This is a genomic window from Maribacter sp. IgM3_T14_3, assembly GCF_049603095.1.
Classification (GTDB): Bacteria; Bacteroidota; Bacteroidia; order Flavobacteriales; family Flavobacteriaceae; genus Maribacter.
Genome location: NZ_CP187138.1, coordinates 324,840 through 350,381 on the forward strand (window position 1 = coordinate 324,840; position 25,542 = coordinate 350,381).

At 34.5% G+C, this 25,542-nt stretch carries 26 protein-coding genes; 17 read left to right on the top strand and 9 right to left on the bottom strand.

Features of this window, described 5'->3' with window-relative positions; all coding sequences use genetic code 11:
• Nucleotides 1–74: 74 nt before the first annotated feature.
• A complete protein-coding gene (locus ACPF9A_RS01520; protein WP_424001011.1) occupies nt 75–2,588 on the top strand; it encodes a cation-translocating P-type ATPase in 2,514 nt (837 codons plus the stop codon).
• Here ACPF9A_RS01520 and upp read toward each other — a convergent pair.
• The 3 genes from upp to ACPF9A_RS01535 form a co-directional block, all read right to left on the bottom strand.
• Complete coding sequence (gene upp / locus ACPF9A_RS01525; protein ID WP_424001013.1) at nt 2,583–3,236, bottom strand: uracil phosphoribosyltransferase; 654 nt, start codon at nt 3,234–3,236, stop codon at nt 2,583–2,585. The two genes, ACPF9A_RS01520 and upp, sit on opposite strands and share 6 nt — an antisense overlap.
• Before the next feature lie 111 nt (nt 3,237–3,347).
• Nucleotides 3,348–4,109, bottom strand: coding sequence for an SDR family NAD(P)-dependent oxidoreductase (locus tag ACPF9A_RS01530; RefSeq protein ID WP_424001015.1), 762 nt, complete (start codon nt 4,107–4,109; stop codon nt 3,348–3,350).
• 6 nt (nt 4,110–4,115) lie between these two features.
• On the bottom strand, nt 4,116–4,754 hold the full coding sequence (locus tag ACPF9A_RS01535; protein ID WP_424001017.1) for a WG repeat-containing protein: 639 nt from the start codon (nt 4,752–4,754) through the stop codon (nt 4,116–4,118).
• Between the two features lie 307 nt (nt 4,755–5,061).
• Here ACPF9A_RS01535 and ACPF9A_RS01540 point away from each other — a divergent pair, with 307 nt between their 5' ends.
• From ACPF9A_RS01540 to ACPF9A_RS01550, 3 genes are read left to right on the top strand one after another with little or no spacing between them, the layout of a single operon-like run.
• A complete protein-coding gene (locus ACPF9A_RS01540; protein WP_424001019.1) occupies nt 5,062–5,907 on the top strand; it encodes a universal stress protein in 846 nt (281 codons plus the stop codon).
• 16 nt (nt 5,908–5,923) lie between these two features.
• A complete protein-coding gene (locus tag ACPF9A_RS01545; RefSeq protein WP_424001021.1) occupies nt 5,924–6,766 on the top strand; it encodes a universal stress protein in 843 nt (280 codons plus the stop codon).
• A gap of 33 nt (nt 6,767–6,799) precedes the next feature.
• Nucleotides 6,800–7,639: a universal stress protein gene (locus ACPF9A_RS01550; protein WP_424001023.1), complete on the top strand. Its 840-nt coding sequence runs from the start codon at nt 6,800–6,802 to the stop codon at nt 7,637–7,639.
• Nucleotides 7,640–7,657: 18 nt separating this feature from the next.
• Here the strand turns inward: ACPF9A_RS01550 and ACPF9A_RS01555 are convergent, their stop codons facing one another.
• Nucleotides 7,658–7,951, bottom strand: a complete 294-nt coding sequence (locus tag ACPF9A_RS01555; protein WP_396633995.1) for a thioredoxin family protein — start codon at nt 7,949–7,951, stop codon at nt 7,658–7,660.
• Between the two features lie 119 nt (nt 7,952–8,070).
• Between ACPF9A_RS01555 and ACPF9A_RS01560 the strand changes: the two genes are divergently transcribed.
• The 7 genes from ACPF9A_RS01560 (at nt 8,071) to ACPF9A_RS01590 (ending at nt 14,660) form a co-directional block, all read left to right on the top strand.
• Entirely contained in the window at nt 8,071–8,904 is an 834-nt protein-coding gene (locus ACPF9A_RS01560) for a universal stress protein (protein WP_424001026.1), read from the top strand.
• A 6-nt stretch (nt 8,905–8,910) separates the two neighbouring features.
• Complete coding sequence (locus ACPF9A_RS01565) at nt 8,911–9,759, top strand: universal stress protein (RefSeq protein ID WP_424001028.1); 849 nt, start codon at nt 8,911–8,913, stop codon at nt 9,757–9,759.
• Between the two features lie 64 nt (nt 9,760–9,823).
• Nucleotides 9,824–10,663: a universal stress protein gene (locus tag ACPF9A_RS01570; RefSeq protein WP_424001030.1), complete on the top strand. Its 840-nt coding sequence runs from the start codon at nt 9,824–9,826 to the stop codon at nt 10,661–10,663.
• A gap of 130 nt (nt 10,664–10,793) precedes the next feature.
• The gene (locus tag ACPF9A_RS01575) at nt 10,794–11,693 is read left to right on the top strand and encodes a mechanosensitive ion channel family protein (RefSeq protein WP_424001032.1); all 900 of its coding nucleotides are present in this window, start codon (nt 10,794–10,796) and stop codon (nt 11,691–11,693) included.
• A gap of 1 nt (nt 11,694) precedes the next feature.
• Nucleotides 11,695–12,537: an ATP cone domain-containing protein gene (locus ACPF9A_RS01580; protein ID WP_424001034.1), complete on the top strand. Its 843-nt coding sequence runs from the start codon at nt 11,695–11,697 to the stop codon at nt 12,535–12,537.
• Nucleotides 12,538–12,541: 4 nt separating this feature from the next.
• Nucleotides 12,542–13,912 (top strand): MBL fold metallo-hydrolase RNA specificity domain-containing protein, encoded by a 1,371-nt coding sequence (locus tag ACPF9A_RS01585; RefSeq protein WP_424001036.1) that lies wholly within the window; start codon nt 12,542–12,544, stop codon nt 13,910–13,912.
• Nucleotides 13,913–14,021: 109 nt separating this feature from the next.
• Entirely contained in the window at nt 14,022–14,660 is a 639-nt protein-coding gene (locus tag ACPF9A_RS01590; protein ID WP_424001038.1) for a hypothetical protein, read from the top strand.
• Nucleotides 14,661–14,669: 9 nt separating this feature from the next.
• Here the strand turns inward: ACPF9A_RS01590 and cls are convergent, their stop codons facing one another.
• The 5 genes from cls to ACPF9A_RS01615 form a co-directional block, all read right to left on the bottom strand.
• Nucleotides 14,670–16,079: a cardiolipin synthase gene (gene cls / locus ACPF9A_RS01595; protein WP_424001040.1), complete on the bottom strand. Its 1,410-nt coding sequence runs from the start codon at nt 16,077–16,079 to the stop codon at nt 14,670–14,672.
• A gap of 69 nt (nt 16,080–16,148) precedes the next feature.
• The gene (locus ACPF9A_RS01600) at nt 16,149–16,838 is read right to left on the bottom strand and encodes an ABC transporter ATP-binding protein (protein ID WP_424001042.1); all 690 of its coding nucleotides are present in this window, start codon (nt 16,836–16,838) and stop codon (nt 16,149–16,151) included.
• Between the two features lie 10 nt (nt 16,839–16,848).
• Nucleotides 16,849–18,111, bottom strand: coding sequence for an ABC transporter permease (locus ACPF9A_RS01605; RefSeq protein ID WP_424004397.1), 1,263 nt, complete (start codon nt 18,109–18,111; stop codon nt 16,849–16,851).
• The gene (locus tag ACPF9A_RS01610) at nt 18,108–19,190 is read right to left on the bottom strand and encodes an efflux RND transporter periplasmic adaptor subunit (protein WP_424001044.1); all 1,083 of its coding nucleotides are present in this window, start codon (nt 19,188–19,190) and stop codon (nt 18,108–18,110) included. The genes ACPF9A_RS01605 and ACPF9A_RS01610 overlap by 4 nt, the downstream gene beginning before the upstream one ends.
• A gap of 207 nt (nt 19,191–19,397) precedes the next feature.
• On the bottom strand, nt 19,398–19,823 hold the full coding sequence (locus tag ACPF9A_RS01615) for a hypothetical protein (RefSeq protein ID WP_424001046.1): 426 nt from the start codon (nt 19,821–19,823) through the stop codon (nt 19,398–19,400).
• A gap of 276 nt (nt 19,824–20,099) precedes the next feature.
• Here ACPF9A_RS01615 and ACPF9A_RS01620 point away from each other — a divergent pair, with 276 nt between their 5' ends.
• From ACPF9A_RS01620 to ACPF9A_RS01645, 6 genes are all read left to right on the top strand, one after another.
• Nucleotides 20,100–20,555 (top strand): hypothetical protein, encoded by a 456-nt coding sequence (locus ACPF9A_RS01620; protein WP_424001048.1) that lies wholly within the window; start codon nt 20,100–20,102, stop codon nt 20,553–20,555.
• A 26-nt stretch (nt 20,556–20,581) separates the two neighbouring features.
• The gene (locus ACPF9A_RS01625; protein ID WP_424001050.1) at nt 20,582–20,800 is read left to right on the top strand and encodes a hypothetical protein; all 219 of its coding nucleotides are present in this window, start codon (nt 20,582–20,584) and stop codon (nt 20,798–20,800) included.
• A 90-nt stretch (nt 20,801–20,890) separates the two neighbouring features.
• Entirely contained in the window at nt 20,891–21,862 is a 972-nt protein-coding gene (locus ACPF9A_RS01630; RefSeq protein ID WP_424001052.1) for an ABC1 kinase family protein, read from the top strand.
• Between the two features lie 198 nt (nt 21,863–22,060).
• Nucleotides 22,061–22,573, top strand: a complete 513-nt coding sequence (locus tag ACPF9A_RS01635; protein WP_424001054.1) for a hypothetical protein — start codon at nt 22,061–22,063, stop codon at nt 22,571–22,573.
• Between the two features lie 11 nt (nt 22,574–22,584).
• Nucleotides 22,585–23,856, top strand: a complete 1,272-nt coding sequence (locus ACPF9A_RS01640; protein ID WP_424001056.1) for an MgtC/SapB family protein — start codon at nt 22,585–22,587, stop codon at nt 23,854–23,856.
• 468 nt (nt 23,857–24,324) lie between these two features.
• Nucleotides 24,325–25,521: an IS256 family transposase gene (locus tag ACPF9A_RS01645; protein ID WP_423997793.1), complete on the top strand. Its 1,197-nt coding sequence runs from the start codon at nt 24,325–24,327 to the stop codon at nt 25,519–25,521.
• The last annotated feature ends 21 nt before the right edge of the window (nt 25,522–25,542 follow it).

Sequence of the window (25,542 nt, forward strand, 5' to 3'; positions counted from 1 at the left end):
GTGAGTTGCCTAAAGATTTCAGATAATTTAGTACTTGATATGCCTTTTACAAATTAATACCGAAAAACAATAATATGATCAACCCTACCGACTTTGGAATTACCGGACTCACAGACCAACAGGTTGATGCTTCTAAAAAAAAACACGGCGTAAATTCTTTTAATTACAAGAAAGAAAATAGCTTTTTAAATGCCCTAAAAAGCATTGCTAAAGAGCCCATGGTTATATTGTTACTCATAGCTTCATCTATATATTTTATAACCGGTAATTATGGTGATGGCATTTTTTTGGCTTCTGCCATTGTTCTTGTTGGCTCCATATCGCTATATCAAGATTCTAGAAGTAGAAAGGCTTTAGAAAATCTCGAAAACCTTACCCACCCAAAAAGCAAGGTCATACGTAATGGTGCCGTTGTAGAAATTGATAGCCAAGATATTGTGGTTGGTGATTTTCTTATGGTTGAAGAAGGTACTACCATTTCTGCGGATGGCGTTATAGTTCACTCAAATGATTTTTCTGTAAATGAATCCATATTAACCGGTGAATCACTTTCTGTTTATAAGGACACCACAAGTACAGATAATTTAATTTTTACAGGAAGTACCGTTGCTAGCGGATTGGCAATTGCCCAAATTACAGCAATTGGCAACTTAACTAAACTGGGGAAAATAGGCAAAAGCCTTGAAGACATCACCGAAGAAAAAACACCTTTGGAACTGAAGATTTTCAACTTCGTAAAATTAATGTCCATCTTGGGCGGCGTTGTATTTCTACTCGTTTGGGGAATAAATTACCTGCGTTCTGGTATTGTACTAGACAGTTTACTAAAGGCATTGACCTTAGCCATGAGTATTTTACCTGAAGAAATTCCTGTAGCATTTACCACTTTCATGGCATTAGGTGCGTGGCGATTAATGAAAATGGGAATCGTCGTAAAACAGATGAAGACCGTTGAAACCTTAGGTAGTGCAACTGTTATTTGTACTGATAAAACTGGCACTATCACCCAAAATAAAATGGCGTTAGCCAAACTATTCACATTAAAAACCGGTAACATAGTAAACACTAAAGATATTTTAGGCGATAATGAAAAAGAGCTTATAACTACTTCTATGTGGGCAAGTGAACCAATACCATTTGACCCAATGGAAATTGCTATACATAATGCATATGGTACCTTAACAGATAACGATGAGCGCCCCAATTATAAAATGGTTCATGAATACCCCTTAGGTGGTAAACCGCCAATGATGACCCATGTTTTTCAGAATAAAGAGGGCAACCAGATTATTGCCGCTAAAGGTGCGCCTGAAGCTATTATAGCAGTAGCTAATCTTACTACTTCTGAAATTGAAATTATACAAAGCACACTTACCGAATTAGGTAAAGATGGGTATAGAATGCTTGCCGTGGGTATGGCGATATTTGAAGGAGAAAATTACCCGAAAGAACAACAAGATTTTAAATTTGATTTTAAGGGAATTATCGCTTTCTATGATCCACCAAAAGAAAACATCTCACAAGTACTGAAGGACTTTGATAGTGCGGGCATACAAGTGAAACTGGTTACAGGTGATAATGCGAATACCGCTATGGCAATCGCCAAACAAATCAATTTTAAAGGATACGAGAAATGTATTTCTGGAGATGAGTTAATGCAACTTACAGATACCGAATTACAAGAAAAAGTAAAGCACATCAACGTATTCTCTAGAATGTTCCCCGATGCGAAATTGAGAATCGTAAATGCATTAAAGAAAAACAATGAGGTAGTAGCAATGACTGGCGACGGTGTAAATGACGGCCCTGCTTTAAAAGCATCGCATATTGGTATTGCCATGGGTAAAAAAGGTACTGAAATTGCCAAACAAGCCGCATCTCTTATTTTGGTCGATGATGACCTATCTAGAATGGTTGATGCCGTTGCCATGGGCAGAAAAATATACACCAACTTGAAAAAAGCAATTCAGTATATCATTTCTATACACATACCAATCATCCTTACCGTATTTATACCCTTGGCGTTACGATGGATTTATCCGAATATATTCTCACCATCTCATGTCATTATTTTGGAATTAATAATGGGACCTACATGTTCTATAATTTTTGAAAATGAACCTCTAGAGAAGAATCTCATGTTCAAAAAACCAAGACCTTTTTCTACTACTTTTTTCAACTTTAAAGAACTAACTACAAGTGTTATTCAAGGTTTAGCCATAACGATTGGAGCATTAGTTATTTACCAATATACAGTAGCTCTTGGGTTCTCTGAAAATACTACTCGCACCATGGTATTTATGGTTTTAATATTTGCGAATATATTTTTGACCTTGGTGAACCGTTCTTTTTATTATTCCATTTTCACCACCCTGAAATACAAAAATAATTTGGTTCCGATAATGATAGGTCTTACTGTCATACTTGCACTAGCAATGTTATATGTACCTGCATTAACCCGCTTTTTTGAATTTGAAGATTTATCGATATCTCAATTGGGCATGACTATTCTTATAGGTGCAGTTTCTGTACTTTGGTATGAATTTGTAAAATGGATAAAGCGTTCTAAAAAGAACATATCATCATAGTTTTTGACCATATGCCAAATCGCCGGCATCACCGATACCTGGTATAATATAACCTCGAGCATTTAATTCTGGGTCTATTGCCGAGATCCATAAATGTGTGTTCTGAGGGAAAATGTTCTCAATAAAATCAATGCCTTCTTGCGATCCAATCACCGAAACGATATGAATTTGTTTGGGTGTTCCGTGCTTTTTTAACCCCTCAAGAACATTTTCTAAAGTCCTGCCTGTAGCTAACATAGGATCTGTTAGTACAAGTACCTTACCTTCTAACGATGGTGCCGCAAAATAGTCCACAATCACTTCAAAATTATCTTCGTCGCCTTCATGCTTTCTAAATGCAGATATGAATCCGTTTTCAGCGTTATCAAAATAATTTAAAAGACCCTGGTGTAATGGTAAACCTGCTCTTAAAATAGAACATATAACTACTTGATCTTGACTCAAATTCATAGATTTATGACCAAGAGGAGTTGTAACATTTTTAATGGTGTATTCCAATTCTTTACTTACCTCGTAACCTAACACCTCTCCTATTCGTTCTATATTTCTTCGAAAACGCATTGCATCTTTTTGAATGTGCGAATCTCTAATTTCTGAAATAAAAGTATTTAGTATTGAATTTTCGTCCCCTAAATTATGAATGATCATGAGTGTTATATTTAATTCTAAGGTACTATTTTAAAATAAAAAACTTGAACATATCAATGTTTCCATTAATACATTCAAGTTTTACAAATTTCAATTTCATTCTATTAGTGCTTATGCACTTAACATGCCACCATCAATTGGATGTGTACATCCGGTAATATATTTACTATCATCAGAAGCTAAAAATAAAGCATATTCTCCGATCTCTTTTGAAGTAGCATAACGCCCGAAAGGAACTGTCGCCGTAAATCCGTCTTTTACAGCATCTGGATTATCGGGAGCCATACCGCTTTCTAATCTACGCATCATATCATTATCAACCGGACCAGGGTGTATCGTATTTACACGTATTTTTCTACTAGCATTTTCATTAGCCGCAACTCTCATTATACCTACAACTGCATGTTTTGTAGCACAATAGGCACCTAAACCTGTAAACCCTTTTAAACCGGCAACTGAAGATGTTATAATGACACTGCCACCCTCTTCCATTTTAGGAATTATATATTGGCAACCCAACCAAACCCCTTTTAGGTTTACAGCAATTACTTTATCGAACACCTCTTCTGGATATTCTGCTATCGAAGTTGGTATGCCTTCAATACCTGCATTAGCAAAGAAAATATCTATTTTTCCAAAAGTGGTTAAGGCATGGTTCAAAAATTTTATAGTGTCCTCTTTTTTAGAAACATCTGCTTGAAAAAAAGAAACATTTTTGTTATTGAATTTAGCTCGAGATTCATCAATAGCAGCTGCATTGATATCTACTAAAACAACTTTAGCTCCTTGTTCTAAAAATAGGTTGGCAGTTGCCAAACCAATTCCACCTGTGCCACCTGTAATTACTGCAACTTTATCTTTTAATCTACCCATGGTTAATTAATTTTTCGTTACTAATTTATCTATTGTCCAACCTTGCTCAGCAGTGTATGTAGCTACTAATTCTTTGTTTAAAATCTTCGCACCTATCTCTGGCATTTGATAGCGTTTAACGGTCATTTGAACATGATCTCTTTTTTCGAAATAATCTGTAATCTCACCAGTTGAACTAACGCGTACATCAAAAAACTTATACTCGAAAATCTTTAATTTAAATTCATTCTCGCCTTTGAAGCTCTTATCAAATAAAACAGCTGTCGTAAAGCCGTCTTTAAAAGGAAACAAATTTAAAAACTGTGGTTCAATGACAATCTTACCTGAGGTATCCATAAATCCGAATACTGGCACCCCATCTTCTACTGTACTATTTATGATGCATAAACCCTCGCTGAATTTGGGGTATTTAACTCCTGAAACATCTGTTTTGGTTTCATCGACATTTGCGCTCGCATATATGTCATCTCTATATTCAATAACCATTTTTCCCTCTTCATTGATAAACCCCCATTGCTTGCCTTTACGCACTGCTGCCAAGCCCTCGCTAAAAGGAGCTATTTCATCAATATTATTTAAAACTTGTGCTGAAGTGGGTATCGTTACCATCAGTGCTAATACCCATAAGATTAGTATTTTTTTCATAATTTCTAAATTTTAGAATGTTCTACTAATGTATTTAGTTGAACACTGAATTACTATGACGAATATCAGGCTTCTTAAATCTTAACTTATTTACTTGCTAACCGCATTATTCAATCTTTCGAAATTTCTTCATCTCATTTTAACATATTCCTTTCAATAACTAAATAGCTACTAGATTTTAATGGACAAATCTCTCTTACCAGTATCTAAATAGGCATTTTCGGTTTGACTATTTACCCCTCATGATATTTATCATAGGTTTTTTTAGCCCCCTCCAATACTTTTAAAGTATCAATAAACGAAAGCCATGAAAAATATTCTCATTCCTACAGACTTCTCGAGCAATGCAGATCACGCGATCGCATATGCCCTTAATATTTTTAAATGTGAGCGCACGAATTTCTATTTTATACATGCATATGCAGATGAAGTATATGGACCTTACCATAATGTGGACAAGGATATATTCGACAAACAAAAAAATAGTATTGCCGATGAATCTGAGAATAAATTACAAAAGCTTGTTGCAGATACGCAAACAAAAACGCACAACCCATTACATAAATATGAAGCAATATCATCTTTTGAGTCTTTGGTCGATGCCGTTAATAATTTTGCAGACACTAAAAATATCGATCTCATAATTATGGGTACCAAAGGTAAAACCGCCAGTTCTAAAATCACCTTTGGTAGTAATACCATGCAAGTTTTTAAGTATGTAAATTGTCCGGTTTTGGCGGTACCTGATCAATACAATTATAGCCAGCCCAAGAAAATACTATTCCCTAGTAACTACATGCTGCCCTATAAACGCAGAGAATTAATACTACTAGATATTATGGCAGGTGAATTCAAAGCAGAAGTTCTTAGTTTATACATCTCAGATTTTGAAGATTTAAGCCTTAGACAACTAGATAACAAAAAATTCTTAGAAGAATCTTTACCAAATGCCAGATTATCATTTGTTAGAACTGGTGTTCATAATAGAACAAATGCGATTACTGAATATATTAAAGAGAACAATATCGATTTGCTTGTAATGGTCAACTCTAGACATTCATTTTTAGAAGATATGTTGTACCAGTCTACTATTGATGAAATTGGTCTTTCACCAACCATACCGTTTATGGTCATGCAAAACTTACCCCGCTAACTAAAATTATACTGCTATGAAAAAGATACTCATTACTACAGATTTCTCGGATAATGCTTGGAACGCCATTTTTACGGCCTTAAAAATATACACAGATGTAGAGTGTCACTTTTACCTCTTGCACGCCTTTGAACCTTCGCCAGTAAACATGATGGGTTCTAAAACCCAACAGAGACTTGGTGTTATCTATGATTCGCTTTCTAAATACTCGGTAAAAGAGTTAGAAGAAATGCTTTCATACCTTAAAATAAACCACAAAAACGCAAAGCACCAATTTACGACGTTATCAAAACCAGGAAATTTAGAAGATGCAGTGGAGTCTGTACTGAGCGAAAATGATATCGACATGTTAATTATGGGTACACAAGGTGCCACTGGTGCCAAAGATGTTTTCTTAGGTAGTAACACGGTAAAAGTATTGAATCTTATAAAAAGCATTCCCATTCTTGTGGTACCCACCGGTTTTAACTTTCAAAGTCTTAAATCGATACTTTTCGCAACTGATTTTAGCGCACCCTACACGAAAAATTTATTTGACCCCATTATCGAGCTTAGTAAGCTTTGGAGTGCCAATATTGAAATAGTACACGTGGCTATAGAATTCAATTTAAATGATTATCAAGAGGCACATAAAGAAGTTTTAAAGGAACGGTTATCTGGGTTCGATATTAAATTTAAGAACATACCTTTTGAAATCAATATTTCTAAAAGTATTGACCTGTATGCTGAAGAAAAAAATTCAAGCTTCTTAACTATACTGCGCCATCAACATACTTTTTGGGAGAACGTAATTGGCGAACCTGTCGTAAAAAAAATCGCTTTTCATTCAAAAATTCCGGTATTATTCTTACCCCAGTAACAGGTCATCTTTTCTAATATTTAAACTACTACAATGAAAAATATACTAATACCTACAGATTTCTCAGATAACGCTTGGAATGCATTGGTTTACGGAATTTCTTTTTACCAGAAAACACACTGTAATTTTCATATTGTTCACGTTAATGCCATTAATACAACTGCTAGTGGAGAAGCTGCGATGTACGTATCTCCAGAAATTTTAGAGACCTCAATATTGGCAGAGAGTAGAGAACAACTTAAAGCTCTTAGTAAAAAAATAGAACAACTACCACTAAACGTTAAGCATGAATTTCATTTTAAAGCTATCTATGGCTTTTTAACTGATCAGCTTAAAGATTTTGTCAAAGAAAAGAGTATTGGGCTCATAATAATGGGTACAAAAGGGGCATCTGGTCTTCAATCTGTGGCTATGGGTAGTAATACAGGTAATGTTATTACAAAAGTACCATGTACATTATTAGCTGTACCAGAGGATGCTACTTATGATAAAGTAGAAGAAGTAGGTTTTCCGTCCGATTTAAATTTATCATACGACGTTCGAATACTTGATACCATCAAAGATATCATCCTGCTAAAAAAATCTGCTTTACGATTGTTATATGTTTCTAGTAAAGGTGAAGAACTCAGTGCTAATCAACTAAAAATTAAAAATTTATTTCTTGATTATTATAAGGAAATGGAATGCACCTTTCACGAAGTTACAGGGAAACATATAGATGAATCTGTTCAATGTTTTACAGAAAGTAGAAATTTAGATATGCTCATAATGGTCGCAAAAAATCTAAACTTTTTAGAGCGTATTCTATTTAGACCGACTGTTGAAAAAATAAGCTATCACACGAAAGTGCCATTCTTAGTCATACACGAATAATACTGAATAGCTTAAGCATTACATATGCTCTTTTATGGCTATTCTAATATCTTCGATTGGCATTACACCTGTATGCCGCCAAAGAGGTGTACCGTTCTTAAAAAGTATTAAGGTCGGTACACCTTTAATTTTATATCTTCTTACTTTTCCCTTTTCAATTTCTACATCTATTTCAATGCTTTGTATTGCTTCACCGAACTCCCCAACCACTTGGTCTACAACTGGTCTTAATAATTTACAAGGTACACACCAAGGTGCATAAAAATAAACCAATGTAGGGGTAGTCGAACCTATACTTTTTCTAAATTTCATTGTCATCGATTTTGTATTTGCTTCTTAATACTAGCTATTAAAAAAAGAACTACTAATGACCAATATCATACTATTTGTAATCTACAGTACCTAATTTTAATTCATCAAATGACAGTACTATGACACGTATTCTATTTCCCACAGATTTCTCTCAAAACTCCCTAACAGCAATACGTTACGGACTCACTTTATATAAAGATATAAAATGTACTTTTTATCTTCTGAATAGTTATATGCCACCTGTTTACCATACCGAATATTTAATGGGCAGCCCTGCGCAAATAGGTCTTGGAGATCTTGTACAGCAGAATTCTCAAGACAACCTTGAAAACCTCAAAGAGAAATTACTAAAAGAATTTGATAATCCTTTACATACTTTCATTACACATTCTGCTCTAAATGTACTTTCTAGCGAAGTTACTAGAACTGTTGAGGCTGAAGGCATTGATATAGTAGTAATGGGCACGCAAGGCGCAACTGGTGCAAAAGAAATTTTATTGGGTACTAATACGGTTCATGTAATTAAAAATGCCAAATGCCCAGTCTTGGTCATACCATCTGGTTTTGAATTTGAAGTACCCGAACAAATACTTTTTCCTAATGATTTTGAAGTAGCACTAGATAAAAAAAGCTTGGCTCAATTGCTAAAGATTACCAATTCTCATGTATCTCAGGTAAACGTTATGCATGTATATACTGGTGACGACCTTACTCCCGTTCAAGAAAAAAATAAAAAACAACTAGCTAAAGTATTATCTGAAAGCGGATTTTTTCATGATGTAAGTAGTAATGAGATTATAGCGGCAATTAATGAATTTCAGATGAAGCAAAAAATAAACTTATTAGTCATGGTACAAAACAAGCATACCTTTTTAGAACGCTTGTTTATTGAGCCCGTAATTAAGAAAATCGGCTTTCACGTTACAGTACCATTTTTAGTAATACCACAATAAAAAACTATGAAGATTAAAAACATACTTGTAGCCACAGATTTTTCTAATGAAGCCTACAATGCACTTTTTTACGCCACCAAAATATTTGCATCTACCAAATGTACTTTTCATATAGTTCATGCTTATGATGATCTTGTACTGAGTGCAAAAAATGCGCTATTAAAAGGGCAGAAAGAGATGAATAATTTACAAAACCTATCTCAAGAAAATTTAACAAAAACAGAACATAAAATAATACTTGATACTGGTAATACGATACATCAATTCAATACCATTTCAAGTAAAGGCAGTCTTGCTAGTGTTATCTCAAAAACAATAGAAAGTCATGATATTGATTTGGTGGTCATGGGCAACAAAGGTAAAACGGGTGCCAAAGAGTTATTTATGGGCAGCAACACCATACAAATTGCAAATACTATTACAACCTGCCCGATTCTGGCTATACCGAGAGAAATTGCCTTTAAACCTATTGAAGAAATCGCTTTTGTTACCGATTATAAAAAAGGCTGTACTAAAAGCTCTATTTCTACGCTATTAGATATCGCATCAATTTCAGAAGCTTCTGTTGCTGTTCTTCACATTAATGAAGAGGAAGTAATGACCTCTAAACAAGTCTCTAACCAAAAACTATTAGATACCTGCTTACTGAATACACCGCATAGTTATGATGAGATTTGGAACTATGCCGACAAGGCAAATGTTATACAAGATTTTATAGCCGAACGAGAAATTAGCATGTTGGCAATGTCATACTATAGAAGAAAATTCTTTGAGCGTTTTTTACATGAACCCGTAATTATGGATTTAAGTATCTACGCAACTGTTCCGTTTCTAATTCTACCGGTACAAGACTGATATTTATCATAGTAATTCAATTGCCAAGATTATATTTTTATAGAACAATCTAAATCATTTTACAATGAATAAGCGTATTCTAATACCTACCGATTTTTCTAAAAATGCCTTAAACGCAATTAGATATACTATTGATTTATACGCCAAATTAAACTGTGACTTTTATTTTTTAAATGTATTCAGTTTTGAAAAGTACACTACCAATAGCTTAAATATACCAGAAGAAGGTAGCGCTGCATACGAACAAGCTAAAGAAGATTCTGAAAAGAATTTTGTAAAGCTTCTAGAAACCTTAGCCTTGCACCCAGAAAACTTGAAGCATAATTATTATACCGAATCTACATCTAATTTTCTATCAGAAGCTATAAAGAAAATTATAAGTGAAAAAGATATTGATTTGGTGGCTATGGGAACAAAAGGGGCAACCGGATCTAAAGGTGTGTTATTTGGCAGTAATACTGTAATGGCAATGGAAAAAATCAGGGAATGTCCTGTGCTTGCAATACCTGAGCACGTATCATTTATGTCTCCTCAAGAAATTGTTTTTCCTACAGATTATAAAGATGTATACAAAAGATCAGAATTTAGATACCTTATAGAATTGGCTAATATGCATCATGCTGAAATTGCCATTTTACATTTAGAAAAGAATAAAGAACTTACCGAAACTCAATTAAGCAATAAGCAATTATTAGCATCAATATTAAGTGAGACTGCACACCAATTTCATACACTTACCGAAAAGAACTTGGGTAAAGGTATACAGAGCTTTGTTGAAAGTAGAGAGAGTGATATGGTGTCTTTCATAAACCGTAAACATTTCTTTTTTGGTAATGTTTTCTCTAGACCATTAATTAAAGAAATTGGTTATGATAGCGATGTACCTATTCTAGCATTACATTAATATGTTAATAGAATTGACAGGTACAAACAGATAAAATTCATAAAACATTTTAGACATCTTTGGTTGGTTGATGTCTAAAGTTAAACCGTCAAAGAATTCGCTTCATTGGCGGTTTTTTTAAATAATTTAAATGGATACATTTTCGAGCTTATTAGAGAATACGACGCTAATTAAAATAGTTAAGTTAATTGCGTGGATACTCTTTATAGTTTTCATTATCAGCTTTATAAGAAAAACTCTTAAAAAGAGAATTGAAGATATTTCTATTAGATACAAAGCTCAAAAGGGTGTTGAACTTATAGGTTACGTACTTATAATATTCTTAGTTCTTATGGCTTTTACTGTCGACAGTATAAAAGATTACACCATTATAATCGGCTTATTTACCGCTGGTATAACCTTTACCCTACAAGAATTGATTCTGAGTATCGCAGGCTCTTTCTATATTTTTTTCGTTCGCGTATACAAACCCGGTGACCGTATTGAAATCAATAATATAAAAGGCGATGTTATTGATATCGACAGTATTTACACCACTATTATGGAAATTAGCGAATGGGTTAGCAGTGATAACTATTCTGGTAGAATTGTAAAAATTAGTAATGCTTTTGTTTTTAAAGGTCCGATAAAGAATTACTCGATGGATTTTCCCTTCGTTTGGGATGAGCTCAATATACTTATCACCTATACATCTGACGCCGAATTGGCTAAAACCATCATGATGAACAGTGCCAATGAGCTGCTTTTAGATTATACCGAAAAATCTAAGGCAAAATGGGAAGAAATGGTGGCGCATTATTACATTGAAGATGCTACCATTGAACCAACTATAGCGATGAACCTAACAGATAATTGGGTTCAGTTGAACCTACGTTATATCACAGATTATAAAAGAAGAAGAAATACAAAACATACCCTATTTCAACATATAGTACAAGCAATTTCGAAAACAAATGGTAAAGTAAAATTAGCTTCTACCACCCTACAATTATTAGAAATACCACCTATTGAAGTTAATTTAAAAAAGTAATATGGATACGATAGAATCTATTGACATTATAAAATCTTCTGGGCAGAAAATGAAGTTCTCGTTAGACAAACTTCGTAACTCTCTTAAGCATAGTGGTGCAAACCATGAACTGGTAGAAGAAATTGTAAGTAAAGTAAATGATGAACTTTTTGAAGGTATTACCACCAATGAAATCTATAATAGGGCATATTCGTTACTTAAAAAGAACAAATCTGTATTCGCATCTAAATACAAACTCAAAAAGGCAATCTATGAATTGGGACCGACCGGTTTTCCATTCGAACGTTTTATAGCTGCTATATTGCAATACTCAGGCTATGAAGTAAAAGTAGATATCGTAGTAAATGGTGCCTGCGTTACTCATGAAATCGATGTTATTGCCGAAAAAAATGATACAGCTACTCTTATAGAATGTAAATTTCACAATGAAGAGGGGCGAAATTGTAACGTTAAAATTCCGCTTTATATACATTCTAGATATAATGATGTAAAAGCACATTGGGTTACGAACAAAAATAACAAACCGTTGAATAAAGGTTGGGTAGTTACTAATACTAGATTCACCGAAGATGCCCTAACTTATGGCAAGTGCGCAGACCTCTATCTTTTAAGTTGGGATTTACCACAAAACGACGGTCTAAAAGACAGAATTGATCGGCTTGGGCTCTACCCTATTACGGTTTCTAGCTTACTATCTAAACGAGAAAAACAATTTCTATTAAGCAGAAATGTAGTTCTGTGCAGGCAACTCGTAAAAGACAAATTTTTCCTAGATCACCTTGGTATTTCTACCGATCGTAAATCAAAAATTTTAGACGAAATCTCACAACTCTGTAAATCTTAATAGTATGAAAAAAATTAGCATTAAATTTTTAGGCGCTTCTGGTACGGTTACGGGTTCTAAGTTTTATTTAGAAACTCCCGAACTGAACATCATGATAGATTGTGGCATGTTTCAAGGTCTTAAAGAATTACGTGAAAAAAATTGGGAGCCCTTATCTATAGATGCTAGTAAAATAGATGTCGTTTTATTAACACATGGTCACTTAGACCACACTGGCTACTTACCTAGATTGGTAAAAGAAGGTTTTAACGGAGACATCACAGGCACCTACCCTACTTTATTTGTTGCTCGTGTTATTTTACTTGACAGTGCTAAAATTCAAGAAGAGCAAGCAAAAAAGGCAAATGAAGAAGGCTTTTCTAAACACCCCAAAGCACTACCTTTTTATACTATTATAGAAGCTGAAAAAACCATTAAATTATTTTCAGGAAGAAAAAGAGATGAGTGGGTTCAGCTTTCAGAAAACATCCGATTTAAATACAGATATAACGGTCATATCATTGGTTCTACTTTTATTGAATTAGAGATATTCGGAAAAATGTTCGTTTTCTCAGGTGATGTAGGTAGGTTGAACGATGAACTTTTAATGCCCCCAGAAAGACCAGAATGGGCAGACTACCTTTTTTTAGAAAGTACCTATGGCAACAAACTACATCCTAAAGAAAATATCACTGAAATTTTAAGTGATTTGGTTCAAAAAACCATTAATGACCGTGGTACGTTAATTATACCTTCTTTTGCCGTTGAAAGATTACAATTGCTCATGTTCTTGTTTTGGGATTTATATAAAAAGAATAAAATACCCAACATACCCATTTTTATAGACAGCCCCATGGGCAGTAATGTTTTAGATGTATTTGAACAATATACAGATTGGCATAAGCTTAGCCAAAGCGATTTTAAAGCTATGTGCAATCACTTCACCATAACATCTTCATACGCCGATACTTGGAAAACTATAGATGATCCTAGACCTAAAATTGTGATTGCAGGTAGTGGTATGGTTACGGGCGGGCGTGTACTCACATATTTAAAACAATTAATAGATGAGACAAAAACTAGAGTTTTATTAGTTGGGTTCCAAGCAGAAGGTACACGAGGTAGACAATTGTTAGAGGGTACACATGAACTTAAGCTCTTTGGTAAATACTACCCTGTAAAAGCTAGTATTCATTTTATTGAAAGCCTTTCTGCACATGCAGACCAAGCAGAACTTCTTCATTTTATCGATGGTATTAAAAATACCCCAGAAAATGTTTTCTTAATTCATGGTGAACCAGGCGCATTAGACGCTTTTAAAGTAAAAATAAGAGATACCAAAGGGTGGAATTGCCATATACCGAAGTTAGAAGAAACGATAGATTTACTTGTATAATTGTTATTATTAATATGTTTTGCTATTTATATAGACTGACAATGGTCATATCTCTAACTTTTTCAAAATAGTATCTTCGAAAGATATTAGTATTAAATACACCTGCCTTATGAAAAAGTTAATTGTAGTATTATCATTGATGTTAATGGGTTGTTCTTCTATTAGTTTAGTAGAAAACTGGAAAAACCCCGATATCGTAATATTCAATGCCAACAAAGTTCTAATCGTAGGCATGGCACAAAATGATGATACACGCGAAGACTTTGAAAGTAAACTTCAAAATGAATTTACAAATAGAGATGTTGAAGCATGGCGTAGTGTAGATATTTTTGACCTTTCGCTTACCGATTCTCGTAAGACAGATAAAGAACTAGACGATGTCGAACAAAGCCTTTTAGACAAAGATTTTGATGCCATTTTACTTACTAAAATAATAGGGTCTGAAAATCGTGAAAGCTTTGTAAAATCTATCTCTAGATGGGATGATCACCAGTCTCGATTTAATGATGATTATTTAGAGCACCAAGGCATTTATTACGACGATAATTACTACGAAAAATATACAATTTACCATGCAGAGACAACACTATATTGTATTTGTGAAGGTAAAGAAAGAGCTATGATCTGGAGGGGAATCATCGAAATTACAGAGCCTGACGACGTCAAAAAAGCGATTAAAGATTACGTAAAAATGATCATTGTAGCGATGGAAGATCAAGATCTGGTATTTACCTCTCAGGTAGAATAAAACTGGATTCTAGAATAACGGACTCAGTACTTTGCCGACACCTTCTTTCAGCTTTTTGCTCCAAGATCTTTTGATATATTCATCATAAGTTAATTCGTTGCTAATAAGACAATCGTTTAGAAAATCTTCTTTCAATTGTTTGGCAATTTGCTTGTGATACATAATAGCATTTACCTCATAATTTTGCTCAAAGCTTCGGTCATCTAAATTTGCTGTACCGATAGAAGATATGGCGTCGTCGCTTACCATTATTTTACTATGTAGAAAGCCGTCTGGGAAAAGATATATCTTAATTCCTGCTTTTAAGAACAGCTCAAAATAAGAATGTACCGACCAACTTACTTCTTGGTTATCTGCCTTTTCTGAAACTAGCAACCTCACATCTACTCCACTCAATGCTGCAGTTTGCAATGCCCTTACCAATGCCTGCCCTGGTATAATATATGGGTTAGTAATATAAATATAGTTCTTGGCCATATTAATCATAGAAAAATAAGTCTGCTCTAACACCGGAAAATCATCATCCGGACCACCGGCAACTATTTGTACCAATTCATTTGCATTAGGATCTGTTGCAATACTCAGAGGTAGTTTTATGGGTTCTAATAATTGCGTACTGACCAAGTACCAATCTGTCATAAAAACCTGATCCAGTTGTGTAGCAGCATTACCTATTAGTCTTAAATGCATATCATGCCATTTACCCAAACCAACTTGCCCTTTTAGATATTTGTCTGATACATTAATGCCGCCGGTGAAAGCAACTTTGCCATCTACAACGATGATTTTTCGGTGGTTTCTAAAATTTAAGGAATAAAAATACCTCCCAAACTTGAATGGTAGAAAAGAATATACTTCTACACCAATTTCTATAAGTTTCTTTAGATATTTCTTGCTTAAAGAAAAACTACCGATACCATCATAAATTAACCTAACAACGACTCCATGAGCAATTTTTTCCTCAAATAGTTTTAGTAATCTAGTAGCTAAGTCCCCGTCTTCAAAAATGTAATATTGAATATGAATACGGTTCGTTGCACCTTCCAAGGCATGAAAAATAGTTTCAAAAGTTGTTTTACCATCTTTCAATATTTTTAGATCATTGCCTGAAGTTGGTGGAAAATGAGAATTCTTATAACTAAGCCTCATTAATTTACCATACTTGCCGTCAAACACGTTTATCTGCTCGATATTTGGCTTGGGTAGTTTACTAAACAAGTCTTTTTGATCCTGAATAAGCTTATACTTTCTTCTGTTTCTACCTAATAATAAATAAAGGAAAATACCACCCACAGGCAGTGCAAAAATGGTTAAAAGCCAAGCCAAACTTTTGGTTGGTTTTGCCCCATATAATAAGATTGACAACACTATAGACAATGCAATCAATACATAAATACCAATAAAAATTGAAGTCCACATAAAGTTCGTATTCTAGAAATCACATAACGTTCTAGTGCTATTAAATGAAAAGATGTTACATGTGAATTGTTACAAGTTACTCGATTTACCCACAATACGGCCATCTTCCATTTGAATGATGTAATCTGTTCGTTTGGCAAAATCCTCATCATGCGTAACAACAAGCAACGACAACCCTTCTTCTTCTTTTAATTGCTTGAAAATATTAAAAACATTATCAGAATTGTAGCTATCTAAATTCCCCGTCGGTTCATCACCCATAAGTATAGACGGATTATTAATTAGTGCCCTAGCAATCGCTACACGTTGTTTTTCTCCACCAGAAATTCGAGATGCTTTTTGTAATGCTAAAGACTCTATACCCAACATTTTCAATTTTTGCATAGCATCATGTTCAATTTCTTGATGACTTTTACGAGCTAATTTTTTAGCTGGCAACATGACATTTTCAACCACACTAAATTCAGATAATAAATAATGAAACTGAAATACGAACCCTATATTTTCATTTCTTATAAGTGATAATTCGGTTGCAGACAAACCGGTTACTAATTTGTTGTTCAATAATAATTCGCCGGTATACTCGGTATCCATCGTTGATAATATATATAACAACGTAGATTTTCCAGAACCAGATTTCCCCATAATAGAAGCAAATTCCCCATTAAATATTTTAAAGGAAATATCTTTTAAAACATGAAAATCTTTAGGCTTATAAAAATGCTTATTGATATCTTTTGCCTCTAATACAATGTCCATTTATTATTTCTTAAGTACCTCTTATAATTTTTACCGGATCAATATGTTTTGCTTTGATAGAGGGCAACCACCCTGCTATAAAAGTTGATATTAACGCAAAGACAATACCTATTACATAATACATAGCGCTAAAATGAACCGGATACGTTGTCATTGTAGGCAGGGCCTCTGTCTTAAAAGGAACCCCGTCAATGAGTACTGAAAGTATAAACCCTAAAATCAAACCTAAAACGCCACCCACAATACCAATAATCATTGCCTGGCTCATGAAAATGTACTGCACATCTTTACCTGAAAAACCGGTAGCTTTTAAAATGGCGATATCTTTCATTTTTTCATAAATAAGCATGTTTAGAATATTATATATTCCGAAGCCTGCTACTATTAAAAGTGTTATTGAAACCGCATATGTTATTAAATTACGAATATTGGTACCGGTCTCAAATTGGGCATTTGCTTCATTAATATCGGTCGCTGTGACATCAAATTGTTTTTCGAAACCCTTGGCCAATATTGGGGCATTTTCAATATTGTTTAATTTTATATTTATGTCTGTGATATAGTTTTGTGCTTCGCCTAAAATTCGCTGTACTGTTTTTAAGTTACAATAGCTTTGAGAGTTATCGATATCTGCCACTCCGCTTTGGTATATACCCACTATTTTTAATGGAAAAACAGCTCCTCGCGCAGTACTGATTTGCACTCTATCGCCAATTTTCAACGACATTTTTTTGGCTAGACCTGAACCTAATAAAATACCATTATCCATAGTATTCAAAGCTTCTGGTGAGCCTTCAACGATATAATCGCGCATATTGGAAAGCCGTGTTTCCTCCATAATATCTACACCGATTAAATTACCAGACAATTCTATAGAACCTGATAAATAAAATATCTGTGCGCGTACTTGCGCCGTTGCTCCTTTTACCTCATCCATCTGTTTTAAATGATTTAAAATAGGAAGCGCATTATGAATCTTTTTTTGTCCGTTTTTCGGCTTTATAGAACTGATCATTTGAACAGCGTTATTAAACTGCTCATACAGCGAAACTGGCTGATCAATGGTGGGCTCTATTTCATTATACAAATGAATATGTGGTGTTTGGTTCAATACCAAGTCATCTAACATATCGTTTAGACCGGTCATAAAACTTACCATGGTAATGTAAGCACCTATACCAAAAGTAACCCCCAACGCTGCCGTTGCGGTAGATTTCATCTTGGTGAGAAGATGTATTTTGGCGATATTTAGTATAACTGGCCAATTCATTATTGAACTGGTTTTAAAATCATATCATTTTCGGTAATACCAGAAATAATTTCAACCCTTTCTAAATTTTCCGCCCCGACTACTACCGTTACCGTTCCCTCTTCTGTTATTACTTTATTACCATCAACTAAATATTCCCTGGGTATGGTAAGTGCATCTTCTTTTTCTGAAATTACAATATTACCCTCGCCGGCAAGACCAGGATACAAAACATTAGGCGGATTTTTAAATAGTGCCTCAACCTTGAATGTTTGTGATGTTTCATCTTTTTGTGGATATATTTTGCTCACCGTAGCCGTAAACACTTCCATTGGGTATGCATCTAAGGTGATCAATGTTTTCTGATCTAATTTAATTTTAATGATATCTACCTCATCTATCAACATTTCTATTTTAAAGTCGGTAGCGCTTCCAATTGCCCCTAACGGTTCTAGTGTATTAATAAGCTCACCAGGTTCTTTAAACAAGGCATAAACCTTACCGGTGATCTTGCTATTAATAGTATAATCTTCTGCTATAATTTTTGAGGATGAATAGCTGTTCTTAGCCTGCTGCAAAGCTGTCTCTAGATCATTCTTTGTTCTGTCATAACTAGACTTTTGCTGACGTAGTTGATTTCTTGAAAGCTCATAGGCTAACTTTTGAGTATCGAACTCTGCTTTTGATCCTATGTTCTGCTCCCAAAGTCGTTTCTGCCTCGCAAAATTGATCGAATCATTATTGAATTTTAGTTGTGCAGCATAAATATCGTCATCAATACTTTTTAAAATAGCGGCATTACCTTGAAAATTTTCTTTGGACTGCTGCAAGGTCAAATACGCGTTTTCTGAATTTAATTTAGGCGTGCGGTTATTTACCTGTAAAATAGCGTCTCCTTTCTTCACCAAATCTCCTTCTTCTACTAGGTTATCCTCTAAAATACCGGCAACAACGGCATAAACTTGATATATGCTATCTGGTTGAATAGTTGCCGATGCATAAACCGAAGATATCAATTGAGATTTTTGCGGAAGTACCTTCTCTTGTTTCTCTCCACAAGAGAGAAATAGTAGTAACAGTACACTTATGTTCAGATATCGCATGAATTATAAATTATTATAATTCAAAATAACGGGAAATCTTTTAGGTATTATATGAGTAAAATCATGCTTGGAAGAATCTTATTAAAAACATCATAAAGTTTTAAAGGTGAATCAAATGAAGATATAAGTAGTATTCCCTTTTAATTCATATGAAGTTGCCGATTTCAGAGCATAAAAAAACCGAGATTTTCATCTCGGTTTATCTAATTATTTTAAAACTTTTCTAAGTTTTTTCAGCTTACTTTTCAGTCTTTTAACTGAGGTGCTTAGCTTGCTTTTTATTTTTTTGATTTTACTTTTCTTTGCGTCTTTTTTTTTAGCTTTCTTCAACTTGTTCTTTAAATCATCTACTTTTTTAGCTGATTTCGTAACTTGTTTAATCGCTGTTTTCATCTTTTTACTTAATTTAAAATTGCTTGATTTAGTCTTCCTCTCTATTTCATTCTTCATTACAGAAGCAGCCTTTTTCTTATTTTTTTTCTTTTTGGTATTTTCTGGGATTTCCGCAGAATTAAATTCTGCCTCTAGATTTTCTATGGCATCTACTATGGTAATACCGCCCTGTTTTACCGTTGTATTTTCTTCTAATATTGGCTTTTCATCCGCTAACACATTATTATTTTCTAAAGCCATAAGAATTTTTATTATTTATGTTCTAAAATTAACATTAAACTGATAGTAAGCAAATTCTAATAGATTATTTGTGTTAGAATTGCGCTATTATACAACATGCCTCGCACATATTAAATTTAAAAATTAAGATGAGCTTATACTTTTATCAGACACTAATTAAAATTATACTAATAGATATAACGCACCAATTATTCCAGCATTAACCATTCATGATTTTGGTCATAAATTTTCAACCTTTTAGGGGATAACTTTATACTTTAATTAAAACGTGGGGACATGAGCAATTTTAGAAATAGACCAAAAGACAATTATATTCATGAGGCTGACTGGAAATCGCTATTCGTACTATCCGAACATTGGAAATCAGATATGGCTTTCTATAATGAAGACTTAAAGTTTTTACATCATTTAATAGATAAATACTTTATGTGGATCGCCAAGAAAGATAATATCGATATGGTTCGAGAAATTGAAGTTAGCCTTATTGATACAGATAAGAAATGTGATGGACTTGTTAAAAAAATTGATACACACCTACATCATTTAGCTGAGTTAATAGATAATCCTTTTGCATACGATTCTCACATCTTTAGAACTGAACATGAGCAGCTTGAAGACGACCTTACACTATTCGTAAAACAATTCAGGGCAAATCGAAAAGAAGTTTTCGCTATCACCGAACTTGTCATTAATGGTGAAGAAATGGTAAAACGATTAGGTCTGGTAACTTAAAAATATATTTTCTAAATTAATAAAAGATGAAGCAATTACACAAAGTATTAAATGAAATTACAGCGCTAACTACGAATATAGAAACTAACTATCCAGAACTGTATCGTTCTTTAGATGAAAACCCAATGACCTTGCCTGTTAGTCAACATCCACACATGGATAAGGTTGTTATGCAAGAATATTTAGAAAGCTTGAAACAAATGCTATATCATTATTTAAAAGAGCATAAGAGTACGAAAGACTAATTATTTTATTCTTAAATGTTATCTATACCAAAATTTCCAATTCTTCTAAATGCTTAATTTGAATTTAAAAAGCATCATATATCAACTATCATGGCCATTTTAAGAATTCCTACTCAAAAAGAAATAAAGCGGTATGCTACCCTATTTAACGTACTGGTTAAATATGGCTTTGAAGATGTGTTATCCCATAGTCCTATCCTTAAAATAATTCCAAAATCATATTTAGAAAAACATCCGGAGACGAAAACTAATCTTTCCTTTTCTAAATATGAACGTATAAGAATGGTACTAGAGGAACTAGGGCCCACCTATATAAAACTCGGACAGATTTTTAGTACTCGTGAAGACATGCTACCACTTGAACTAATAGTAGAGCTAGAAAAGTTACAAGATCATGTACCTAAACTTAAAGACTTCGATGTTGTAACTACTATTGAAGAAGAATTAGGTATTGAAAAATTCAAGTATTTCGCTACAATTGAATTAGAGCCTTTAGCAGCAGCATTATTGGCACAGGTACATCTAGCGCAACTCGTAAATGGTAATGAGGTAATTTTAAAAATTCAAAGACCAAATATCACCGAGATTATTGAAGCCGACCTTATGGTAATGAAGCAGGTCGCAGATAGTCTTGAAAAATACAGCACACAGGCAAAATCTTTACAACCTATTCGTATTATAGAATCTTTTGAACGCAGTATTAAAGAAGAGCTTCAGTTTGCAAAAGAAATAGATAACACAAAACGTTTTGCCCAAAATTTTGCGGGTAACGAGTTTATTCATGTTCCAGAAGTTTATAAAGAACTTTCTACAGATAAAATTATTTGTATGGAGTTTATAGATGGCATTAAAGTATCTAATGTTGAAGCATTGATTGCAGCTAATATAAACCCAAAAGCGGTTGCTAAAATTGGTGTAGACCTGTATATTGAACAGATATTAAATTTTGGTTTTTTTCACGCAGACCCGCATCCTGGTAATATATTTATACTTCCGGAAAGCGGACAAATATGCTTTTTAGATTTCGGAATGATGGGTACTATTCTATCTAACGAAAAATAATCTATAAATGACCTTTTACTCTATTTCTTAAGTAAAGACGTTAAAAAAATAATCACTTTACTTGAGAAAATTGCTATTAGAACTAACATACCCAATTATAAAAAACTAGAACAAGACCTTTATCAATTATTAGAAGGTATTAGCAATACTGCCATTCAAAATATTAAACTCGGCGATACCTTATCGCAGTTTAAAATTGTGCTATATGAGAATAAAATTATAATTCCCCACTATCTATATATGCTCATAAGAGGTATTGTTCTTATTGAAGGTGTCGGTCTTAAACTTGATCCCGAATTTAATATCACCAAAAATCTAGAACCTTATACCGCAAAGATTTTAAGAAAAAGATTTAGTTTAAAATACCTGTTTAAAAAGAACCTGAACCGTTTAAAAGATATAAATGCCTTAGCAGATACACTGCCCGACGATATAAACACCATCATAAAAAAAATAAAAGATGGCAAGTTAGAAATTGTACACGAACATAAAGGTCTTAAAGAATTTCAGACTGCTACAAGTAAGGCTGTAAACCGTTTGGTATTCTCAGTGATCATCGCTGCACTTTCAATAGGTTCATCATTATTGGTAATGGCAAAAATGCCACCGTTAATCAATGGAATACCTCTTTTGGGTGCTATTGGGTTTGTGCTATCTGCTATATTAGGTTTTTATATTATTATTTCTATTTTCAGAAATGATCAATTTTAAACGGTAAATACATGGATGAAGTTGATAAAATAATAAAAGTATTAGACCCGTATATTTTAGGGGTGCTTATTAGTTTGGGCATAGGTCTTATTCTCGGACTCGAGCGAGAATATAATAACCTAAAAGAAGATAAGGGCTTTGCAGGTATACGAGCATTCCCTATTGTGGCTATTTTAGGTTTTACATTAGGTAGCCTTACCGAAATCTACACAACTTGGTTGCCTATTATTGGTTTAGGTGCCTTCATTTTCTTTTTAGGATTCAATCATTTAAATAAAGAGACTGCAGCATACGAAAGAAGTTTTACCACCAACATAGCTTTGATTGCAACCCTTATATTAGGGTTAATGGTATCTGCAGAATATTATAGAAATGCGGTTGCTACTGCTGTAATTATTGTGACATTACTTTCTCTTAAAACACGTTTTCATACCGTTATTAGAAATATTACATCAGACGAACTTTTTGCCTTAATAAAATTTTCTATTATCGCTTTATTGATTTTACCCTTTTTACCCAATTATAATTACGGCTCTAATGAATTGATTAATCCGTTTGAAATTGGGTCTATTATAGTGATTGTATCTTTCTTAAACTTCATTGGTTATTTTCTGGTCAAATTTGTAGGTTCTAAAAAGGGAATTCTATTAACCGCTATTCTCGGCGGACTCATTTCAAGTACCGCGGTAACTTGGAGCTATGCATCGCGAAGCATTGAATCTCCTGAACTGTCTAAAAAATATGCCGCCGGTATCATCATTGCCTCGGCAATTATGTTTCCGCGACTCGCATTATTGACCTTCATATTCAATAGTGCACTCTTCATGTACGTAGCCATACCTTTTGCTGTATTCTCTGTAATTTGCTTTGTAATATCTCTTGTTCTAATCAAAGAGGATACCAATAAACCGGACACGAATATTAACCTTGGCAACCCAATGAACCTTCTTAATGCAATAGGGTTCGGTTTTATTTATGTTGTCATTCTTTTTGCAGTTTTTTACAGTAATCAATTCTTTGGAGAAAGCGGACTGTATTATTCAGCCCTAATTGCTGGTTTGGCAGATACCGATGCTATAACTATTAGCCTTGCGAAATTTGCATCTGACTCAGAAAAAATAAAGCTAGCATCTTCTGTTATTGTCACCGCCGTCATGAGTAATATGCTTGTTAAGTTGGGCATTACGGTATTTAAAGGTTCAAAAGTCGCCGGTAAATTAGTGGGCTATACTTTTACAGGTATTATAGTGATTGGCGTTTTATATGCTGTGATTGCTAATTGAGGTAATTTAATTACGGAAGTACCTTTTCTGGTTTCACTACAAGAAAGAAATAGTAGATAGAGTACATTAATGTTCTGCCAAATTTTATTTACGAAGTTTTTAAAAAAACTAATATTGGCTTAAGTGATCGTATGAATATTTAATCGTCATAAATATTAGAATTAATAATACCATGCTGAATAATAATCATAATTCACTAAACCAATTAATTAGAAGAAGAAATATAGTGATTCTGAATTTATCTATACAGAAAGTTTTGACCTTGAGATGTGCTGGTACGCTACCCATGCTTTCTAACGTTTTACTAAATAAGAAATGAATAATGAAACGCTAGATAAAAACTTAATCGGAAATTCCACTAGGTTAAATCTTTTAATTTATCGAAGGACTATCTCATAAAGTGTGTAAATAAAAAAATAGCGGGGGCATGCCCCCGCTATTTTTTTAACTTTAAATTTTCACACCATTATGAAGAAAGAGGAATTATTCAACGATGAGTTCTTAAAACAGTTCAAGACCGGTGACGAGCTGAACGGTTTTCTGAAAGAACTCCAAAAACGTGGTATCGAGAAGATGCTGGAAGGCGAGCTTGACGGCCACCTCGATTATGACAAACATGGAAAGGCCAGGAACGGGAACACACGTAACGGCCATTCGACCAAAAAAGTCCGTACCTCCTTCGGGGAATCAAGGATCGCGGTGCCAAGGGACAGGGATGCCAGTTTCAACCCCATGATCGTGCCCAAGCGCGGTAATATGGTCGACGGTATCGAGAACGTGATCGTATCGCTCTATGCCAAGGGAATGAGCAACAGCGATATCGAAGAGCAGATACGGGAGGTCTACAACTTCGATATCTCCACATCCACCATATCGAGGATAACCGACAAGATCTCCGGGGACATCGTCGCTTGGCAGAACAGGCCATTGGAACCGATATACCTTATCGTCTGGATGGACGGGATCGTGTTCAAGGTACGCGAGAACTCGAAGGTCATCAACAAAACGGTCTATATCGCGGTAGGATTGCGCAGGGACGGTAAGAAAGAGGTCCTTGGGCTTTGGTTGGGCAAGAACGAGTCCGCCGCTTTTTGGATGAGCGTACTGACCGATATACGCGCCCGTGGCACCGAGGACATCCTGATAACCGCAACCGATAATCTGAACGGGTTCACCCAGACCATCAAGAACGTGTTCCCCGAATCCAAGACCCAGATATGTGTGGTGCATCAAATAAGGAATGCCTGTAGGTACGTTGTCTGGAAGGACAAAAAAGCCTTTACAACAGATATGAAACTTATCTACAACGCACCTACACAAGCTGCGGCGAAGGCCGCCCTAAAGGACTTTGCGGACAAATGGGAAGGGAAGTACTCCTATGCCGTCAAAAGCTGGAGGGACAACTGGGACGAGCTTACCGTGTTCTTCGAGTTCCCCATCGAGATCAGGAAAATAATCTATACCACCAACCTTATCGAGAACCTGAACGGCAAGATCAGGAAGTACACCAAGAACAAGCTGTCCTTCCCGACGGACGATGCCGTGATGAAATCCGTATATTTGGCGGTAAGGGAGGCCACCAAAAAGTGGTCGATGCCTGTAAGGAACTGGGGCATAATCCTAAATCAGTTCCTGACGATCTATGAAAAAAGGGTCAGACTTTAGATAAAAGTCCAACCCCTGTTA

Coding starts and splice junctions, on each gene's coding strand:
- ACPF9A_RS01625 (WP_424001050.1), top strand. CDS start 20,582: ATGAAGCAATTACACAAAGTATTAAATGAAATTACAGCGCTAACTACG.
- ACPF9A_RS01520 (WP_424001011.1), top strand. CDS start 75: ATGATCAACCCTACCGACTTTGGAATTACCGGACTCACAGACCAACAG.
- ACPF9A_RS01565 (WP_424001028.1), top strand. CDS start 8,911: ATGAAGATTAAAAACATACTTGTAGCCACAGATTTTTCTAATGAAGCC.
- ACPF9A_RS01540 (WP_424001019.1), top strand. CDS start 5,062: ATGAAAAATATTCTCATTCCTACAGACTTCTCGAGCAATGCAGATCAC.
- ACPF9A_RS01610 (WP_424001044.1), bottom strand. CDS start 19,190: ATGCGATATCTGAACATAAGTGTACTGTTACTACTATTTCTCTCTTGT.
- ACPF9A_RS01645 (WP_423997793.1), top strand. CDS start 24,325: ATGAAGAAAGAGGAATTATTCAACGATGAGTTCTTAAAACAGTTCAAG.
- ACPF9A_RS01615 (WP_424001046.1), bottom strand. CDS start 19,823: ATGGCTTTAGAAAATAATAATGTGTTAGCGGATGAAAAGCCAATATTA.
- ACPF9A_RS01585 (WP_424001036.1), top strand. CDS start 12,542: ATGAAAAAAATTAGCATTAAATTTTTAGGCGCTTCTGGTACGGTTACG.
- upp (WP_424001013.1), bottom strand. CDS start 3,236: ATGATCATTCATAATTTAGGGGACGAAAATTCAATACTAAATACTTTT.
- ACPF9A_RS01590 (WP_424001038.1), top strand. CDS start 14,022: ATGAAAAAGTTAATTGTAGTATTATCATTGATGTTAATGGGTTGTTCT.
- ACPF9A_RS01535 (WP_424001017.1), bottom strand. CDS start 4,754: ATGAAAAAAATACTAATCTTATGGGTATTAGCACTGATGGTAACGATA.
- ACPF9A_RS01600 (WP_424001042.1), bottom strand. CDS start 16,838: ATGGACATTGTATTAGAGGCAAAAGATATCAATAAGCATTTTTATAAG.
- ACPF9A_RS01545 (WP_424001021.1), top strand. CDS start 5,924: ATGAAAAAGATACTCATTACTACAGATTTCTCGGATAATGCTTGGAAC.
- ACPF9A_RS01620 (WP_424001048.1), top strand. CDS start 20,100: ATGAGCAATTTTAGAAATAGACCAAAAGACAATTATATTCATGAGGCT.
- ACPF9A_RS01570 (WP_424001030.1), top strand. CDS start 9,824: ATGAATAAGCGTATTCTAATACCTACCGATTTTTCTAAAAATGCCTTA.
- cls (WP_424001040.1), bottom strand. CDS start 16,079: ATGTGGACTTCAATTTTTATTGGTATTTATGTATTGATTGCATTGTCT.
- ACPF9A_RS01555 (WP_396633995.1), bottom strand. CDS start 7,951: ATGAAATTTAGAAAAAGTATAGGTTCGACTACCCCTACATTGGTTTAT.
- ACPF9A_RS01560 (WP_424001026.1), top strand. CDS start 8,071: ATGACACGTATTCTATTTCCCACAGATTTCTCTCAAAACTCCCTAACA.
- ACPF9A_RS01575 (WP_424001032.1), top strand. CDS start 10,794: ATGGATACATTTTCGAGCTTATTAGAGAATACGACGCTAATTAAAATA.
- ACPF9A_RS01530 (WP_424001015.1), bottom strand. CDS start 4,109: ATGGGTAGATTAAAAGATAAAGTTGCAGTAATTACAGGTGGCACAGGT.
- ACPF9A_RS01630 (WP_424001052.1), top strand. CDS start 20,891: ATGGCCATTTTAAGAATTCCTACTCAAAAAGAAATAAAGCGGTATGCT.
- ACPF9A_RS01550 (WP_424001023.1), top strand. CDS start 6,800: ATGAAAAATATACTAATACCTACAGATTTCTCAGATAACGCTTGGAAT.
- ACPF9A_RS01580 (WP_424001034.1), top strand. CDS start 11,695: ATGGATACGATAGAATCTATTGACATTATAAAATCTTCTGGGCAGAAA.
- ACPF9A_RS01640 (WP_424001056.1), top strand. CDS start 22,585: ATGGATGAAGTTGATAAAATAATAAAAGTATTAGACCCGTATATTTTA.